The sequence below is a fragment of the Paracoccus litorisediminis genome, assembly GCF_009711205.1.
Classification (GTDB): Bacteria; Pseudomonadota; Alphaproteobacteria; order Rhodobacterales; family Rhodobacteraceae; genus Paracoccus; species Paracoccus litorisediminis.
Genome location: NZ_WMIG01000031.1, coordinates 18,702 through 36,577 on the forward strand (window position 1 = coordinate 18,702; position 17,876 = coordinate 36,577).

Genomic DNA, 17,876 nt, shown 5'->3' on the forward strand with positions numbered 1-17,876 from the left:
TGTTGATGATGAGCATCAATGGTGCAGAGGCTGGCGTCCTCTCCGCGGTCGAGCGCGGCGATATCGTGGCACTTGACCGGGCAATTCAGGCCGGAAATCAGGTGGATCAGCGGAATGCAAAGGGCCAGACCCCGCTTCTGGTGGCCGTGTGGCGCGATGACCTCGCTGCCGCGCGCCGACTGATCGCTGCCGGTGCCGACGTGAACGCCAAGGACGCTATCCAGGACAGCCCCTACCTGGTTGCAGGGGCACATGGCCGGGTCGAAATCCTGCGCCTGATCCTTGCCAACGGCGCCGACCTGCACAGCACCAACCGCTTCGGAGGCACGGCGCTAATCCCCGCGGCCGAGAAAGGCCACCCCGAGGCCGTCGACATGCTGATTGCCGCAGGGGTCGATGTCGATCACGTCAACAATCTGGGCTGGACGGCATTGCTGGAGGCCGTGATCCTGACCGATGGTGGCCCGACCGCGGAGCGCATCATCCGGTCCCTGCTTGCCGCCGGTGCCGATCCGAGCATTCGCGATTTCGACGGCAGGACCGCAATCGATCACGCAAGGGCGCGCGGATTTGACCGGATCGCAGCGATGCTAGCGGGCCGGTGACAATCCTTTCTTCTCGCTGCTGCTGCCGCTCTCCGGATCGGCAGACAGACCGAACCCCACGGGACGCTGTCCTGCGCGAAGTTCAAACCATTATAGGCGCCCCGGTCGCGCGACACCGTGCAGCGTTTTGCTGTAATGGCGGGACCGTTGTGAACGTCCGCAAAAGGCTCCAAACATCCGAGTCCTTCCCAACTGCGCCGGCAAACGGTACCCTGCCTCAACCCATGAGGCTGCCATGTACCGAGCTGTTCTTGTCGCCCTTACCGCAATAGCCTTGAGCGCTCCGGCCCTTGGACAAGAGCCGACAGCGCAGGCCGCGCGTGTTCAGACAGCTATCGAAACCTGGCTGCAGCAACGGACCGAGGTGGAAGGCGTCACCGGGATTGCCGCCTATGTCAGTCTCGGGCCTGCGGGTCCGGCGATCGAGGCATTTGCCGGCACCACCGGCCGCGCGTCCGATGACCCGCCTGTCGACCAGGACACGCTGTTTGGCATGGGCAGCACGTCCAAGTCCTTTGCTGCCGCGATAATCCTCAAGCTTGAGGCACAGGGGCTGTTATCGCTTGATGACACCATCGCCAAATGGCTGCCTCAGTACCCGACCTGGGGCGACGTGAACATCCGTCGCCTTCTGAACATGACCAGCGGCATCCCGAACTATTCCGAGACCGAGTTCATCGCGCGCGCATGGGTCGAGGAGCCGAAGCGTAACCTGACCGCCGAAGAACTGGTGCAGGTGGCCTATCCGACCGGGACAGACGATTTGCCGGTCACGACCGGTTATCACTACTCGAACACCAACTACATTCTTGCGGGGATGATCGCGGCCAAGGCGACAGGCACGCCTTATCCCGATCTCGTGCAGGAACTGATCATCAAGGCGCACGGTCTGCATTCGACCTTTTACAGTTCGGGGACCTATCCTCCGGAGGTTGTCGGGCGGCTGGCGCATGGGTATTTCGAAAACACCGCCTGCGCAGAGTACCAGCCACCCGATTGCAAGCAGTCCTGGAATCAACCGCTTATCGGGCGCGATATCCGCGAGGACAGTACGTCTTGGATGCAGGCGGCAGGTGGAGCGGTGTCCAATGCGCGGGACGTATCGCGCTGGATGCGCGCCGTCTTCGAGGGGCGCGTGGTACCGCCGAAACAGCAAGCCGAGTGGCTGCAGATGGTGTCGACCAAGACGGGCGAACCGATTTCGGATATCAGCCCGGAAGACCCGCAGGGCTTTGCGCTTGGACTCGTGCAGGGGCTGCTTCCGGAGGGGCAGGGCTGGTTCTATCAGGGGACGACGCTGGGCTACCGGACGCTTTACGTCTGGTTCAAGGCTGACAATGTTCTGGTGACGGTCCAGACCAACAGTCAGCCCAATGACGAAGTGAGCAAACTGCACGAAGCCGCCTCAGCGATCCATGCCGCACTCAAGGAACAGTAGTAACTGGTGACACCGATCCGCTGTCACCTCGCACGGACGGCCGTGTTCCCAGGGTGGCGGATTTATTCACCTGCTCTCGCTTCGCGCGCTGGCGGCAATGACGGGTTGCGCGGGCTGGTGGGTGGTCCTGCCTCGGTCGTGACCGAAAGCTGGGGCGCGACCTCGGCCGCATCCGCTTCCTCAAGCTGCGCCAGATCGTTGGTGCGCCGCCATCCTCCGTGCAGGTAAAGAGCGCCGGACATCAGCATGGTCGCAACCATTGCCACCGGGAAACTCAGCCAAAGCGCGTCCACGCCAAGAAGATCGCGCAGCCCCACAGCGACGCCCAGCCGCACCGGATAAAGCGATATGGCAAGGATGATCAGCGGCCAGATCACCTGACCGTTCGCGCGCACCGTGCCAAACAGCACCATGGTAATCCCAAAGGCGACAAAGCCCCAACTGGCAAGCCGGGCGATATGTTGTCCGATCTCGATGGCAGGGCTCTCCGAGCCAAGAAACAGGATCAGCGCATAATGATCGGCCAGCATCAGGGCTGCCACCAGCCCGCCGGTCAGCAGAAAATTCAGCACGATCCCGGCCCGGGTGATCCGCGAAACCCGCTCCCACCGCCCGGCGCCGATATTCTGCGCCGCCATGGCGCTGACCGCCGCGCCAAGCGCCATGGCGGGCATTTGCACATAGGTCCATAGCTGCTGGGTTGCCCCAAACGCCGCCGTGGTATCGACACCCTCGCGGTTCACCAGCGTCATCATCGTCAGCATGGCGCTTGAAACCACGACCATCTGCAAGCCGATAGGCAGCCCCTTGCTGAGCATCAGGCTGAGGATATGCGGCGCAGGGCGCAGCAATCTGAGGTCCTCTCCCATCAACCGCAACGGATGCTTGCGCAGGTAGATATAGCAAAGCATTGCGATCAGGCTGGCATAGTTGGCGACCGCCATCGCAAAGGCCGATCCGCCAATGCCCATCGCGGGGAATGGCCCCGTCCCGAGGATGAACAGGGGATTGAGCACGACATCAAGAACCACCGCGACCGCCATGAAGATTAATGGCGTCAGGGCATCACCCGCCCCTCGCAGGGCCATCATCAGCATGGTCTGCATGAGGATCGCGGGCATGGCAAGGAACGTGACCCGCAGGAAGGCCCGCGCCAAGGGTGTGATTTCAGGCCCGGTTCCCAGAACCGCCAGCAAATGTGGGGCAAGAAACCAGCCGATGACCGCGATCACCACGGCCAAAGGCGCAAAGGTGCCGATTGCCGTGCCGACGACCTCTTTGGCCCCGTGCAGATCGCGCCGACCGACCGCCTGACCGATCAGAATTGTGGACGCCATGCCGAAACCAAAGACAAAGGCCGTCAGCAGAAACATCACCAGATTGCCGTTCGTGGTTGCGGCAAGGGCGTTTTCACCCAGTAGATGACCCACCCAGATGGCATCGATCGATCCATTGGCCGATTGCAGCACCGACGAACCCAAAGTCGGCAGGGCAAACAATAGAAGGGCTGGATAGATCGGTCCGCTCGTCAGATCGACGCGTTGCTTCATCTACTGCTTCCCATTGAACGGCTCGCTGCGGAATAGGTCTAACCTGCCAGTGTCCCGACGCATTTTGTCGCAGTTATAATGCGCCTATTCAACAAAAGGCTCCATTTTCGGATGGTCACCTGCTGTGACGTGCCCTTTCCTAATAAAAACTCTCAACCTCTAGCCTCAGCCACGCGCTTGCGTTAGGAGCGGTGCGACCCTGCCTATCTCTGCCAAGGACAATCGCCATGCTTCAGGCCATCACCCGGCTCTCTCATCCCGAAGCCATCGAGGCGATGCACCGCTTCCAGCAGGATCATCCCGAATTCATCACCGTCGAGAGCGAAACCGGTCCGTGGAGCATGATCATCCCGGCGGGGCGCTTTTTCGTGACGACCGAGGGCGATCACCTGTCGGTTCTGGCCGAGGGGGTGGATACGATCGGCCTCAGCTACCTGAAGCTGATCTTTGTCGACCACATCCGGGAATATCTGGACGAGGAACTCGAGTTCACTTGGGCGGGCGACGAAACCGACACGAAGGTGCCACCCTTCTTCCGGCAGATCACCGTGGTCTGGTCGAAGCAATTGACCCGGTCGATGCAGCGGGTGCGCTTTGCGGTGCCGGATCTGGAGACGCTGCAGCATACGGAACTGCATGTCCGCCTGCTGCTGCCGCCAAAGGGGCGCGCGCCGGTCTGGCCCTGGATGACGGCCAGTGGCGGCATGGCCTGGCCGCAGGGCGAGGATGCGCTGATGGCGCGGATTTACACGCTGCGCAGCGTCGATCTGGCGGCTGGCGAGATCGAGATTGATTTTGTGCTGCATGCCTGCGATGCGCCCTCGGCCGCGAATTGGTCGACCCTTTGCCAGCCCGGCGATGTGGCCGGGATGCTGGGGCCGAGCGGGCAGATACCACCGGCGACCGGGCGCCTGCTGCTGCTCGGCGACGAGACTGCCCTGCCTGCCATCGCCCGCACCTGCGAGGCTCTGCCCGAAGGGGCGGATTGCGAAGTGCTGGTCGAGGTCGACGGGCCTCAGGATGAAATGGACCTCGGTTGGCCGGTGATCTGGCTGCACCGGAATGGGGCAACCCCCGGCACGACAAGCCTGCTGGCCGACGCAGTAAAGGCGCGCGAGCCTTCGGAAGACCTCTATCTTTGGGCCGCGGCGGAATTCGGCGCGTTCAAGGACATCCGCAGGCACGTTCGCTCCGTCTGGAACCTGCCGCGCGAGCGGCACAGCGTGGTGGCCTATTGGCGCTCTGGAACCGAGGGCCTGTTGCCCGAAGAGCCGCATCACAAGAAGAAGGCCTGACCGATCGTCAGGTGCAGCTGTCTCGGGCGATGGGGCGTATAGCGTAACGGTGCAGGCCAAGATCGGCGAGTTAGCGATTTCCGGTCATAAGAAGTTTGTCAAAGCTGGCTTTCCCGAACGATCAATTGCGGTGTTGGGACAAGGTTGCTCCAGCCTGAGATGGCATCTTTCGCGCTGACAGTCGTCAGCCCAAGAATGATGAGCCCTACCCCGAGAACAAAATTTCGCGATGCGTGTCGTCCAAGACAAAACATCCAACCCCATGCCAAGCATCGGCGTTGATCTGCCCCGGTAAGGTGGTTCTGTTTCCGTTTTAGTGCATGATACGTGCGACCTCACCCCGTTTTCGGTCCGGACATCATGCGACCTTTCGGGTTGATTTTAGTTGGGCCGTAAGGCGTTCGGCGTCAAGTTTCCGAATTCCGAGCTCGGCCGGATGCGGTTGTATTAGGTCCTCCATTCGTTGATCCGCTGGCGTGCGTCGGCTATCGACAAAAACCATGAGGCGTTAACGCGTGCCTGCCTGACTCGACCTTTGAATGTGAGTACGGGTCATAAAACAGTCCGGAGGACAGTTCTCCCCGACGCAAGATGTAGGTGTTATCGCTCGGTTTTGCGGGCCAAGAGAGTTGCAGGCATAGCCTTGGCGGACTTGGCTATCTACCGAATCCGTGAGCCGAATCCGCAGTTCAGCGTCCTGGTCGCGCCTGGGCTAGTCTCGATGGAAGCCCGCTCAAAGCCCATGGCACGGTACGCACGATGTTCCGACAGCGTGAAGACCTAGTGGAAGTGACGGACGACCTCGAGGCGATGGACGGGCTTTGGTGTTCTTCGCAGCACATCCCTTCGCCAATGTCTCTCGAACCAACTCTCGGACACCTCTGCCACGTCCGTCCGCGCTAAGATTGATCCATCGGATCAATCGCTTGATGCTTGACTGGGGCAGATATTGCCGACGCCGGTACCAGGCTCAGTCTGCCCCAGCACAAACGGGATCTGCGTGTCCGTGAAACGCTTTTTCGGTATCAGGGCACGCCTTTCCTTCCGGAAATGTACCCAAAAATTCGCGCCCAAAGCCCGACATATTCACGCTCAATCTGATCCAACAGCTGCTGGGCCTGCAGACCCAGAAAAGCCATACTTTGGTACGCTCGCCGGCAGTAGAAACCTTCACCCCCAGAACAGGGCCTCATGGCCGCCAAAACCGCATCCATTTATCCAAACTGAAATTAATCCCACGATATCAAATTTTTCTCATTCGTGTTTGACGACTCGTTGCGGTGCTTTCTATTTCTGGGCCTACGCAACATGTCTCATGTCGCGCGATTAATTTCACGGGTTGGCGGGGAGGCTGACCTTATAGGGCTGCGGCCATACCGCAGATAGGGAGGATCATATGAAAAGCACGATTTGGGCGGGGCGCCTTGCCACCGCCTCGGTAGCGGCTTGCCTGATGCTCGGGACCGCGGCGCGGGCCGAGGATACGCTGCGCTGCGCCCCCGGCGAAACCTATGTGATGAACGTCATGGTGTCGGGACATCCCTACTGGGTCCCGGTCTATCAGGGCTTCAAGCAGGCCGCTGCGGCATTCGGCTGCGAGACGGTGTTCTCGGGCACGCCGGACTATGACATTACCAAGCAGATCGCATCCTTCGATCAGGATCTGGTGAAGCAACCGGCGGGGGTCCTGCTGCACCCGATGCAGTCCGATCCTTTCATCGAGCCGATCAACCGGGCCATCGACAGCGGCATTGACGTCGTGACCTTCGCCGCCGACAGTCCGCTGTCGAAACGAACGGCCTATGTCACCTCGGACAATCTGGCCGAGGCCAAGTTCGCTGCCGAAGAAATCGTCAAACAGGTCGGAGACAGCGCCGAATATGCAGTGCTGGAGAACCCCGGTCAGTCAAACCATGACCTGCGGGTCACCGCGCTGATCCAATACATGGAGCAGCATTACCCGAAGATGAAACTGGTCGGCAGGCAGGCGACCAATCAGGATTCGACTGCTGCATATCGCGCGACCGCGGCAATCCTGCAGGCAAATCCGAAGCTTGCCGCGATCTGGATCCCCGAGGCCGGTTCTGCCGAAGGCGCGGTCACCGCGATCCTCGAGGCGAAGGCCGATGTTCTGGTGATGCATGCGGACATTACGCCAGCCACGCTTGAGCAGATCAAGGCGGGCAACATCCACATGGCGCTGAATCCCAACCAGGGGATACAGGGCTATATGGGCTTCATGGCCGTATTCCTGGCGGCGCATGCTGACGGTTTCGACCCGTTCAACGACTACAAGGTTTCGGGCTACAATCCGATGCAGATCCCCTTCATCGACAATGGTTTTGCCGTCATCACCAAGGCCAATGCCGACAGCTTCGACCTGAACGCCTATATGCAAGGGCGCGATCCCGGCTGACATCGGATGCAGCCCCTTTGCCGCCCGTCCCACCACCGGGCGGCCATTTCCTCCGAAAATTTGAGCCATCAGGACGATGACACAGCAACCCATCCTTGAAGTCAGAGGCGTGACCAAGAGCTTTGGCTCGATCCATGCACTGCGCGGTGTCGATTTCCGCCTGTTGCCGGGCGAGATCCACGCCCTGGCCGGCGAGAACGGGGCCGGGAAATCGACCCTGATGAATATCATCGACGGCATCCTGCAACCGACCGGTGGTGAGATCCTGTGGCAGGGTCGCCCTGTTCGCATTGCATCGCCCACAGCGGCGCAGGCGCTGGGGATCGGTTTCGTTCATCAGGAAATCGCCCTTTGCCCCGACGTGTCGGTGGCGGAAAACATCTTCATGGCAGCGACGAATATCAGCCGCTCGCCGTTGATGGATTACCGGGCGCTTGAGCGTCGGGCCGCCGAAATCCTGTCGCAGATTTGCGCGATCGACCCGCGGCGGCTGGCGGGTGACCTGCCGATCGCGGAACAGCAACTGGTTGAAATCGCCAAGGCCCTGACGCTTGATTGCAAGGTGCTGATCCTTGACGAGCCCACCGCGGCTTTAAGCCAGCGCGAGGCCGAGGCGCTGTTTCGCATCATGAGGCGTCTGGCGGATCGGGGGATCGCGATCATCTATATCTCGCACCGGATGGCCGAAATTTTCGACAACTGCGATCGCGTGACCGTGTTTCGGGATGGGCAATACATCACGACGATGAACATCCCCGAAATCACACCCGACGATGTGGTGAAGGCGATGGTCGGGCGGGTAATCGACGACCTTTATCCACCGAAGGCATCCCCCGGCAGCATTGGTCGCGATACCGTGCTGGAGGTCCGCAACCTGACCGACCGACGCCGCTTCCACGATGTCTCGTTCCGGCTGCGCAAGGGCGAGATTCTGGGCATTGGCGGGCTGATCGGTGCAGGGCGCAGCGAAATCGTGCGCGGTATCTGCAGGCTGGAAGGTGCCGTTGAAGGTGAGGTGTCGCTGAACGGCCATCCGCTTGCGCTGCGCGACTACAGCGACAGCATTCGCGCGGGGCTGGTTTACCTGTCCGAGGATCGCAAGGGCGACGGGGTGTTCCTGGACATGGCGATCGCCGCGAATGTCTCGGCGCTGGATATTGACCGCGTAGCGAATGCCGCGGGAATTATCTCGGACGCGGATGAGCGGGCGCAGGCCGAGGCACTCGGTCGCAAGCTCAACCTGAAATATGGGTGCCTTTCCGATCCGGTTGCGTCGCTTTCGGGCGGCAACCAGCAAAAGGTGGCCATTGCCAAGATGCTGGCGGTCGGGCCGAAGGTGATCTTTCTGGACGAGCCGACCCGAGGTGTCGATGTCGGTGCCAAAGCCGAAATTCACCGTATCCTGCGCGATCTGGCCGGAAAGGGCACCGGGATCGTCGTCATCTCATCCGAGATGCCCGAACTGATCGGCCTGTGCGACCGGGTGATCGTGGTCTGCGAAGGCCGGATTTCCGGCGAGGTCGAAGGTCCCGAGATGACCGAGGAAAACATCATGCAACTTGCATCAGCCGCCCTGCCGCGCGGCCAGGTGGCCTGAGGGAGCGCGCGACATGGAAAGCTCGATGAATGTGGCAGCCACCGGCAGTCCCCGCAGCGGGGGGTTGGGCAGGTTGCTCAGGATGCGCGAAACCGGATTGATCGCCATCATTCTGGTTCTGATCATCGCGATGTCCTTTGCTTCACCCTACTTTCTGACATGGGTGAACATACGGGCCATGGTCATGGCCTTTGCCGTCGAGGGGATCGTGGTCGTCGGCATGACCATCCTGCTCATTTCAGGGGGGATCGACCTTTCGGTGGGCTCGGTCACCGCGCTGGCGATGGTGATCGCGGGGTTATTGTTCCTGGCTGGGGTGAACCCCTGGCTGGCCTCGGGCATCGCGATTGCGGCCTGCACGGGGATCGGCGCGATCATGGGCGTCTTTGTCACCAAGGTCGGGTTGCATCATTTCATCGTCTCACTGGCAGTGATGGTGATCGCGCGGGGCTTGTGCCTGCTGGGGACGGGCGGGCGGCCCATCGGGCTTTACACGCTGCCCGACAGCTTCAAGTTCATCGGGCAGGGCTCAATCGGACCGATCCCGGTGGTGATCCTGATCTTCGTGGTCGTGGTGGTGATCTTTGATTTCCTTCTGCGCCGCTCGACCGCTTTTCGGCGGGTGTTCTATACCGGCTCGAATGAAAAGGCCGCGGCCTATTCCGGGATCCGGACGAAGAAGGTGATCTTTCTGACCACGACGCTTTGCGCGACGCTGAGCGGTGTGGCCGGAGTGATCTACATGGCGCGCTTCGGCTCGGCCCAGCCGACATTCGGCATGGGGATGGAGTTGAACGTGATCGCCGCCGCCGTGATTGGCGGGGCCAGCCTCAAGGGTGGATCGGGCACAATCCTTGGCGCGATCCTTGGCACGATACTGCTTTCGGTGGTTTCAAGCTCGCTCGCGCTGCTGGACGTGTCGGTCTACTGGCAGGACATCATTCGCGGCTCGATCCTGCTGACTGCCGTGACGGTCGATCACTACCTGAACAAGAAACGGGGCAGGGGGTGACGCCATGGCCGATATGTTGCTGGACTATCAGCTTGCGCGGCAGATTCAGACGGTGCTGGTGATGCATTTCATCGAGGGCGTGAAGCAGTCCGAGATTTCGGAACGGCTGAACCTGTCAACGTCAAAGGTGAACCGCCTGATTGCGCAGGGCCGCAAGCTGGGCATGGTCCAGATTGAGATCACCAGCCCGTGGCAGCGGTTGACCGAATGGGAAAAGCGGCTGGTTGCTGCAAGCCAGCTGCGTTCTGCCGTTGTCACGCCGACGCTATCCGAAAAATCCGACACGCAGCTTGGGCAGGTCGGCGGGGCAGCGGCGGATCTGTTGCTGGAAACGCTGCGCGACGGGGATGTCGTGGCGATAACCGGCGGCAAGGCGGTTTCGGCCGTGGTCGAGAAACTGTCGCCCGAACGCCCCCTGGACGTGACGGTCGTGCCGCTGACCGGAGGCGTGCAGGGCAAGTATTATACCGACGTCAATCATCTGGTGTCGCGCATGGCCGAACGGCTGGGCGGGCGGGCGATGCTGGTCCACGCGCCGCTTCTGGCCGAAAACCGCGAACAACGCGAGATGCTATGCGCCATGCATCCGGTGCGCGAGGTCTTTGAACTTGCCCGTCGGGCCAATGTGGTGCTCACCGGGATCGGCTCGATCGCGCCGCGTGGTTCAAGTTATTACGATCTTGCGCCGCTAAGTGAGGCAGACGGCACCCTGCTGGTCAATCTGGGCGTGGGCGCAGAGTTCATGGCCTATCTCATCGGACAGAACGGACGGGTCGCGGATTATGCGCTGAACTCGCGTCTGGTCGCCGTGCATCCGTCAGAACTCGCATCCTGCCGGCAGGTGATCGGCGTGGCCTGTGGCGCCCAGAAAGTCGATCCGATCCGTGCCGTCCTAAGAGGCGGATTTCTGAACACTCTGGTCACCGACGAACGAACGGTCGAGGCGCTGGTGACAAAACTGGAAGGAGAGCGTCATGTCGCATGACATGCTGAACCGCAAGATCGGACGATCGGAAATCACCGCCTCGGCCATCGGGCTGGGCACTTGGGCCATTGGTGGCTGGATGTGGGGCGGGACCGACCGCGCGGCATCCATCGCGGCGATACAGGCCTCGGTCGACGAAGGCGTCAGTCTGATCGACACCGCCCCCGCCTATGGTCAGGGTCTGGCCGAAGAAATCGTCGGAGAGGCCATACAGGGCCGTCGAGATAAGGTCGTGTTGGCGACGAAATGCGGTCTGGTCTGGCATGTGCAGCAGGGAAACCACTTCTTCGACTACGCTGGCCAGCCGGTGCATCGCTATCTTGGCCGCGCGTCGATCCAGCACGAGGTCGAGCAAAGCCTGCGCCGTCTGAGGACCGATTATATCGACCATTACATCACCCATTGGCAGGACCCGACCACGCCGGTCGAGGAAACCATGGCCGCGCTGCAAGAGCTGAAACAGGCGGGCAAGATCCGCTCGATCGGGGCCAGCAACTGTACCGCCGCGGATGTGACCGCCTATCTGGCCGCCGGACAACTGGACGCCGTTCAGGAAGAGTATTCGATGATCAAGCGCGACATCGAAGAGCAGTACTTGCCGCTGTGCATGCAGAACGGCGTGTCGGTTCTAAGCTACTCCTCGCTGGCGCTTGGTCTGCTGGGGGGGCGGATCGGGCCGGACCGGGTGTTCTCGGGGGACGACCTGCGCAGGGAAAACCCGCGCTTTTCGCAGGCCAACCGTCGCAAGGTGGCGGCGCTGATGGAGGAGATCGGGCCGATTGCCCACGCGCATTCCGCCACGCTGGCCCAGATCGTGATCGCCTGGACGATACAGCAGCCGGGCATCACCTTTGCGCTATGCGGGGCGCGCAATCCCGAACAGGCGCGGGAAAACGCTGGTGCTGGGCGCCTGCGACTGTCCGCCACGGATCTGCAATCCGTGTCAGACGCGGCAAGACGCCACCTGACTGACCTCGACGCCTGATCCACCCACACACGACCAGTTTCAGAACCGCCGGTGGTCTTTCCGGCGAACGGAAGAGCCATGTCCAAAACCCGAGCCGATGAGATCGAAAGCCTGCGCCGCGACAGCCATTTCGATGTGCTGGTCGTCGGCGGCGGCATCAACGGAATCGGCGTGTTCCGTGAGTTGGCCTTGCAGGGTCTGCGCGTCTTGCTGATCGAGCGGCAGGATTTCTGCTCGGGATGTTCGGCAGCACCCTCGCGCATGATCCATGGGGGCCTGCGCTATCTGGAAAATGGCGAGGTCGGGTTGGTCCGGGAATCCCTGGCCGAGCGGGACAATCTGCTTCGCAATGCGCCCCATCTGGTGCATCCCTTGCCGACGACCGTGCCCGTGGCCTCGCGCTTCAGCGGCATTTCGAATGCCATTTCCGGCATCCTTGGTGCCAAGGGCAAGCCGCAACCCCGTGGGATGTTTCCGATCCGGGTCGGGCTGATGCTTTACGACCTGATCTCCTATCGGAACAGGCTGCTGCCCAAGCATCGCATCCATTCCGCCGCCGAGACGCGCCGTCTTTGGCCCGCATTGACGCCGGACGCGCGCTGGTCTGCAACATATCACGATGGCTGGATCTCTCATCCCGAACGGCTTGGGGTGGAGTTGATCCTTGATATCGCAGCGGCTGCGCCAAATTCGGTGGCGCTGAACTACGCCAGTATCGCCCCTTCAGGGACAGGCTTCATCCTGACGGATCTGGAAGGCGGTGACACGCTGGCGATTACCGCAGGCCTTATTGTCAATGCGACGGGGGCTTGGCTGGACAAGACCACTGCCGAACTGGGCGGGCAAGCCGGAACGCGACTGGTTTCAGGGACCAAGGGCTCGCATCTGATTATCGACAATCCGGCCCTGCTGAAAGCGCTGAACGGTCACATGATCTATTTCGAAAACGCGGATGGTCGCGTCTGCATCACCTTTCCCTATCTGGGTCGGGTGCTGGCAGGATCGACCGATATCCGGGTAGAGCGCCCCGGTCGCACCCGATGCGACGAGGCCGAGGCTGACTACATTCTGGACTCGCTGCGGCTGGTCTTTCCGGGAATTGCGCTTGATCCGGGGCAGATTGTCTTCAGCTATTCGGGTATTCGCCCGCTGCCCGCCAGCGACCATGACTTTACCGGGCGCATCTCGCGTGGGCATTTCACCCGCCGTATCGACGGCAGCGTGCCGCAGATCTGCATGGTGGGGGGCAAATGGACGACATTCAGGGCCTTTGCCGAGCAGGTCGCGGATGAGGTTCTGGCCGAGCTGAACCTGCCAAGGCAGCAGACGACCCGCAGGCTGGCGATCGGTGGGGGGCGTGACCATCCGGGGGTGGCCCAGCTTGAGCGGTCCTTGCGAGCCGAGTTCAGCATTTCCGCCGCCCGCGCCAAGCGCCTTGCGACCATCTACGGCACCAGAGCGCGCGACCTGCTGGCCTATTCGCCTGATGAAACCGCGCTGTCCCCGAACTGTCCGTTGAGCCGCGCCGAGGTGCTTTGGCTGGCAAGGCAGGAACGGCTTGAGCATCTTTCAGACCTTATTTTGCGGCGCAGCGATCTGGCGATCACCGGCGTGCTGGACGCCAGAATGATCCAGAGCGCCGCTGACATTCTGGCCGAGGCAAAAGGCTGGGACCCCACCCGCCGACGGGCCGAAATCGCCGCCCTGATCGATGAACTGGCATGCTTTCACGGCGTGTCGCACGCAACCCTTACCGAACGAGTTGAAAGGAACCTGACACCATGCGTCTCAGCCCCAAGGCCCGCATGAACCGGATGTTCACCAATGGCCGATGTCTTGATGTCGCATTGGACCACGGCGTCTGCAATGAGCCCGGCTTCCTGCTGGGTCTGGAAAACATGCCCGGCGTGGTCGATGCGCTGATCCGGGCCAGACCCGATGCAATCCAGATGGCCTATGGCCAGTCCGATCTGCTGCAATCGCGTCCCGAAAAGGACAAGCCCGCCTTGGTCATGCGCATCGACATGGGCAATCCCTACAACGCGCAACGCCACCGGGTGATGTGGTCGATGCTGCAAAACGTCGATGAGCCGATCATCGGCGCGCTGGAAATGGACGCGGCTTGTGTTGTCGTCAACCTGTTTATGCTGCCGGATGAGCCCGAACTGTTCCGTCAATGCGTCGAGAACATCAGCCGCGTGCGCGCCGCCTGTCATTGCTACGGCATGCCGTTGATGATCGAGCCGCTGGTGATGCTGCCCAATGACGTAAGGGGCGGCTATCAGGTCGATGGCGATGCCGAAAAGATCGTGACACTGGTGCGGCTGGCCTCGGAAATGGGGGCCGATATCATCAAGGCCGATCCGACCGACAATCCCGAGGACTTCCACCGCGTCGTTGAAACCGCCCGCGTTCCCGTATTGGTGCGCGGCGGCGGCAAAGAGGATCTGCGCGCGGTTATGGACAAGTCCGCGCGGCTGATGCGGCAGGGCGCGCATGGGCTGGTTTACGGCCGAAACATCTATCAACACGACAATCCAAAAGCGATCGTGGCCGCCTTGATGGCAATCATCCATCAAGGCGTCAGTGGCGAAGAAGCATGGGACATTTACCGAAATGAGTGATGTGGCACGTTACCTTCTGGGTCTGGATGCCGGGAACACCGTCATCAAGGCCGTGCTTTTCGACCTGACAGGCAAGCAGATCGCCATGAGCGCGATGGACGGTCAGTCCTCGCGCCCGGCCCCCGGTTATGTCGAGCGCGATCTGGATGAGCTGTGGTCGAACGCCCGCAGGGTGATCCGCGAATGCCTTGAGCAATCGGGCATCGCAGCTGATCAGATCGCCGCCATCGGCTGCGCCGGGCATGGCAACGGGCTGTATCTGATCGATGCTGCCGGCGATGCGCTTCTGGGGGTGCAGTCACTGGACACACGAGCGGCAGATCTGGCGGCCGAACTGGCGGGGCAGGGTGACGCGCTGCATGCGATCTCGCTGCAAAAGCCTTGGCCTGCGCAAACACCGACGCTGCTTGCTTGGGTCAAGCGGCACCGGCCCCAGATCTACGCCCGCGCGGCGACTGTCCTGATGAGCAAGGATTTCATCAACTTCCGCCTGACGGGCGAACGCACCGGCGACATCTCGGACATGTCGGGGGCGGGTTTCCTGCGGATGCCGGAATGCCGCTATGACGATCAGCTGATGGCGCTTTACGGGTTGGAGGACGCGATCTCGATACTGCCCCGTTTGGTTGCGCCAAGCGATATCGCGGGTCGGGTCAGCGCGAAAGCGGCTGCGGAAACGGGCCTTGCACAGGGGACACCGGTCATCGGCGGATATTTCGACGTGGTCTCCTCGGCATTGGGGGCCGGGTCGGTTCGGGCGGGATCTGCGTCGATCATCGCGGGCAGCTGGGGGATCAATCAGGTCTTTTCGCAGGAACCGGCGATCAATCCCGATGTGTTCATGGTGGCAGGCTTTGGGCCGGGGCGGTTCGTGAACATCGAATCCAGCGCGACCTCGGCGGCCAATCTGGAATGGTATGTCCGCGAATTTCTTGAGCGCGGCGGGCATCACGACGATCCCTTCGGATATTGCAACTCGCTGATCGCCAAGCTGGCCCCGGCGGATGATGACCCGTTCTATCATCCCTTCCTTTACGGTTCGGGGCAGGGGGCCGAGTTCCGCGCGGGCTTCTACGGCATCGCTGGCTGGCATCGAGAGGCGCATCTGCTGCGCGCCCTGTTCGAAGGTGTGATGTTCGAACATCGCCGTCATATCGGCGTTCTGCAAGGCGCGGGCCTTGCACTGGCCGAAGCGACCCTGGCCGGAGGCGGATCGCGCAGCCCGGTCTGGCCGCAGATGTTCGCGGATGGATTGAACCTGCCCGTGACCGTCGCCACCGCGCGCGAGACCGGCGCACTTGGCGCGGCCATTGGCGCAGGCGTTGGCGTCGGCCTGTTTGCTGATTATGAGGCTGGTGCCACCGCCATGACCTCGGCCGCCGCGCGCTATACGCCTGATCCGGAAATGGTCGCGCATTACGACAAGCGTTACCGCCGCTATCTTGACCTGACCGCCCGCATGCGCGGCTTCTGGTCAGGCGCGTGATCGTCGAGGCCAAGAGATGACCGAAATCACGGTTCTGGACGGCGAATATGATTTCGTCATTGTCGGGGCAGGGACGGCGGGCTGCGTGCTCGCCAACCGCCTGACCCGTAATCCTGCGACCCGCGTGCTGCTGCTTGAGGCCGGGAAATCCGATGCCTATCCATGGGTGCGCATTCCCGTCGGCTATCTTTACTGCATTGGCAATCCGCGCACCGACTGGATGATGAAGACCGAGGCCGAGCCGGGGTTGAACGGTCGCAGCCTGACTTACCCCCGTGGCAAGGTGCTGGGGGGCTGCAGTTCGATCAACGGGATGATCTACATGCGCGGCCAATCGGCCGATTACGATCACTGGCGGCAACTTGGCAATACGGGCTGGGGTTGGGAGGACGTGCTGCCTTGGTTCCGCCGATCCGAGGACCATCACGCCGGTCACAGCGACATGCATGGCGCGGGCGGCGAATGGAAAGTCGCGCAGCAACGCCTGAAATGGGACATCCTCAGGGCGGTCCAATGCGGCGCGCGGGAATTCGGCATCCACCCGCGCGCCGATTTCAACGATGGCAACAACGAAGGGTCGGGGTTTTTCGAAGTCAATCAGCAGCGTGGGGTGCGCTGGAGTGCCGCGCGCGGCTTTCTGCGTCCGGCGCTGCGGCGTCCGAACCTGCGACTTCTGAAAGAGGCCGAGGTTGAGACCCTGATCCTTGAAGGCATGCGTGCCGTCGGCCTGAATTTCCGACGGGGCGGGCAGAGGTATCACGTCCGTGCGCGGCGCGAGGTCATCCTCGCCGCAGGGGCGATCAATTCGCCCAAGCTGCTCGAACTGTCCGGAATTGGAGACCCGGAGATTTTGGGACCTCTGGGCATTCCGGTACATGTCGCTCGACCCGCGGTCGGAGCAAACCTGCAGGATCATTTGCAAATCCGCACGGTGTATCGCGTGCAGAATGCGCGGACGCTGAACACGCTGGCGAACAGTCTGGTCGGCAAGGCCCGGATCGGGTTGCAATATCTGCTGTCGCGTTCCGGGCCGATGTCGATGGCACCCAGCCAGTTCGGGATGTTCACCAAATCAGACCCCTCGCTGGAGTTTCCGGACTTGGAATATCACGTCCAGCCCTTGTCGACTGATCGGCTGGGCGACCCGCTGCATCCCTACCCGGCGATCACCGTTTCGGTGTGCAATCTGCGCCCTGAAAGCCTGGGCAGTTCCCATATCCGCAGCAGGCAAACGTCTGCCCCACCCGCGATCCGTCCAAATTATCTCTCTACCGAGCGAGACAAGCGGGTCGCGCTATCCTCGGTCAGGCAAGCGCGGCAGATCATGGCGGCTGGAGCGCTGTCGTATCACCACCCCAAGGAGGTCCTTCCCGGTCCGGCCGTTCAGGATGACGCGGCGCTGTTGCACGAGATCGGTAATATCGCGACGACAATCTTTCACCCCGTCGGAACCTGCCGGATGGGCGTTGACGCGGATGCCGTGGTCGATCCCCGCCTGCGGTTTAACGGCCTTGAGGGTCTGCGGATCGTCGACGCTTCGATCATGCCGAGGATTGTCTCGGGTAATACCGCCTCTCCTGTGGTCATGATCGCCGAAAAGGCCGCCGCGATGATCTGCGAGGAACATGGGGTGTAGGGGAAGCCGCGCAAGTATCGGAATGTGCGGCGATAGGGCTTTGCTCTGCCCCCTCGAAACTGGACCGTTTGAAGCTAGAGTTTTCGGCTAACCTTCCCCGGCTGGGACAGGAACTGAAAACGATGAAGGCATCGAAGCTCACGGAAGCGCAGAAGGCGTTCATTCTGAAGCAGGGCGAGGAAGGCACATCTGTTGCCGAGATTTGTCGGAAGGCCGGGATCGGCCAGTCGACCTATTTCGCCTGGAAGAAGAAGTGTGGCGGGCT

The 17,876-nt window shown here is 61.6% G+C and carries 14 protein-coding genes; 13 read left to right on the forward strand and 1 reads right to left on the reverse strand.

The features are described 5' to 3' along the window. Positions 1–5: 5 nt before the first annotated feature. Together GL300_RS24350 and GL300_RS24355 are read left to right on the forward strand one after the other, a co-directional pair. Positions 6–605 (forward strand): ankyrin repeat domain-containing protein, encoded by a 600-nt coding sequence (locus GL300_RS24350; RefSeq protein ID WP_246195410.1) that lies wholly within the window; start codon positions 6–8, stop codon positions 603–605. Positions 606–840: 235 nt separating this feature from the next. Next, the gene (locus tag GL300_RS24355; RefSeq protein WP_155042274.1) at positions 841–2,043 is read left to right on the forward strand and encodes a serine hydrolase domain-containing protein; all 1,203 of its coding nucleotides are present in this window, start codon (positions 841–843) and stop codon (positions 2,041–2,043) included. A gap of 62 nt (positions 2,044–2,105) precedes the next feature. Here GL300_RS24355 and GL300_RS24360 read toward each other — a convergent pair whose 3' ends face one another. Continuing rightward, entirely contained in the window at positions 2,106–3,593 is a 1,488-nt protein-coding gene (locus GL300_RS24360) for an MATE family efflux transporter (RefSeq protein ID WP_155042275.1), read from the reverse strand. 227 nt (positions 3,594–3,820) lie between these two features. On the opposite strand from GL300_RS24360, the gene GL300_RS24365 reads away from it, so the two are divergent. The 11 genes from GL300_RS24365 to GL300_RS24415 form a co-directional block, all read left to right on the forward strand. Further along, on the forward strand, positions 3,821–4,888 hold the full coding sequence (locus tag GL300_RS24365) for a siderophore-interacting protein (protein WP_155042276.1): 1,068 nt from the start codon (positions 3,821–3,823) through the stop codon (positions 4,886–4,888). 1,396 nt (positions 4,889–6,284) lie between these two features. Next, positions 6,285–7,304, forward strand: a complete 1,020-nt coding sequence (locus tag GL300_RS24370; protein WP_155042277.1) for a substrate-binding domain-containing protein — start codon at positions 6,285–6,287, stop codon at positions 7,302–7,304. 76 nt (positions 7,305–7,380) lie between these two features. Then, positions 7,381–8,901 (forward strand): sugar ABC transporter ATP-binding protein, encoded by a 1,521-nt coding sequence (locus tag GL300_RS24375; protein ID WP_155042278.1) that lies wholly within the window; start codon positions 7,381–7,383, stop codon positions 8,899–8,901. Positions 8,902–8,914: 13 nt separating this feature from the next. Continuing rightward, on the forward strand, positions 8,915–9,913 hold the full coding sequence (locus tag GL300_RS24380; RefSeq protein WP_155042279.1) for an ABC transporter permease: 999 nt from the start codon (positions 8,915–8,917) through the stop codon (positions 9,911–9,913). 4 nt (positions 9,914–9,917) lie between these two features. Next, on the forward strand, positions 9,918–10,898 hold the full coding sequence (locus GL300_RS24385; RefSeq protein WP_155042280.1) for a sugar-binding transcriptional regulator: 981 nt from the start codon (positions 9,918–9,920) through the stop codon (positions 10,896–10,898). Continuing rightward, the gene (locus tag GL300_RS24390) at positions 10,888–11,883 is read left to right on the forward strand and encodes an aldo/keto reductase (protein WP_155042281.1); all 996 of its coding nucleotides are present in this window, start codon (positions 10,888–10,890) and stop codon (positions 11,881–11,883) included. The genes GL300_RS24385 and GL300_RS24390 overlap by 11 nt, the downstream gene beginning before the upstream one ends. A 60-nt stretch (positions 11,884–11,943) precedes the next feature. Further along, the gene (locus GL300_RS24395; RefSeq protein WP_155042282.1) at positions 11,944–13,674 is read left to right on the forward strand and encodes a glycerol-3-phosphate dehydrogenase/oxidase; all 1,731 of its coding nucleotides are present in this window, start codon (positions 11,944–11,946) and stop codon (positions 13,672–13,674) included. Continuing rightward, entirely contained in the window at positions 13,647–14,489 is an 843-nt protein-coding gene (locus GL300_RS24400; RefSeq protein ID WP_155042283.1) for a class I fructose-bisphosphate aldolase, read from the forward strand. Before GL300_RS24395 ends, GL300_RS24400 begins: the two co-directional genes overlap by 28 nt. After that, a complete protein-coding gene (locus tag GL300_RS24405; RefSeq protein WP_155042284.1) occupies positions 14,482–15,975 on the forward strand; it encodes an FGGY-family carbohydrate kinase in 1,494 nt (497 codons plus the stop codon). The genes GL300_RS24400 and GL300_RS24405 overlap by 8 nt, the downstream gene beginning before the upstream one ends. 16 nt (positions 15,976–15,991) lie before the next feature. After that, complete coding sequence (locus tag GL300_RS24410) at positions 15,992–17,611, forward strand: GMC family oxidoreductase (RefSeq protein ID WP_155042285.1); 1,620 nt, start codon at positions 15,992–15,994, stop codon at positions 17,609–17,611. A 122-nt stretch (positions 17,612–17,733) separates the two neighbouring features. Beyond that, a partial coding sequence (locus GL300_RS24415; protein ID WP_155042286.1) for a transposase occupies positions 17,734–17,876 on the forward strand: 143 nt, incomplete at its 3' end.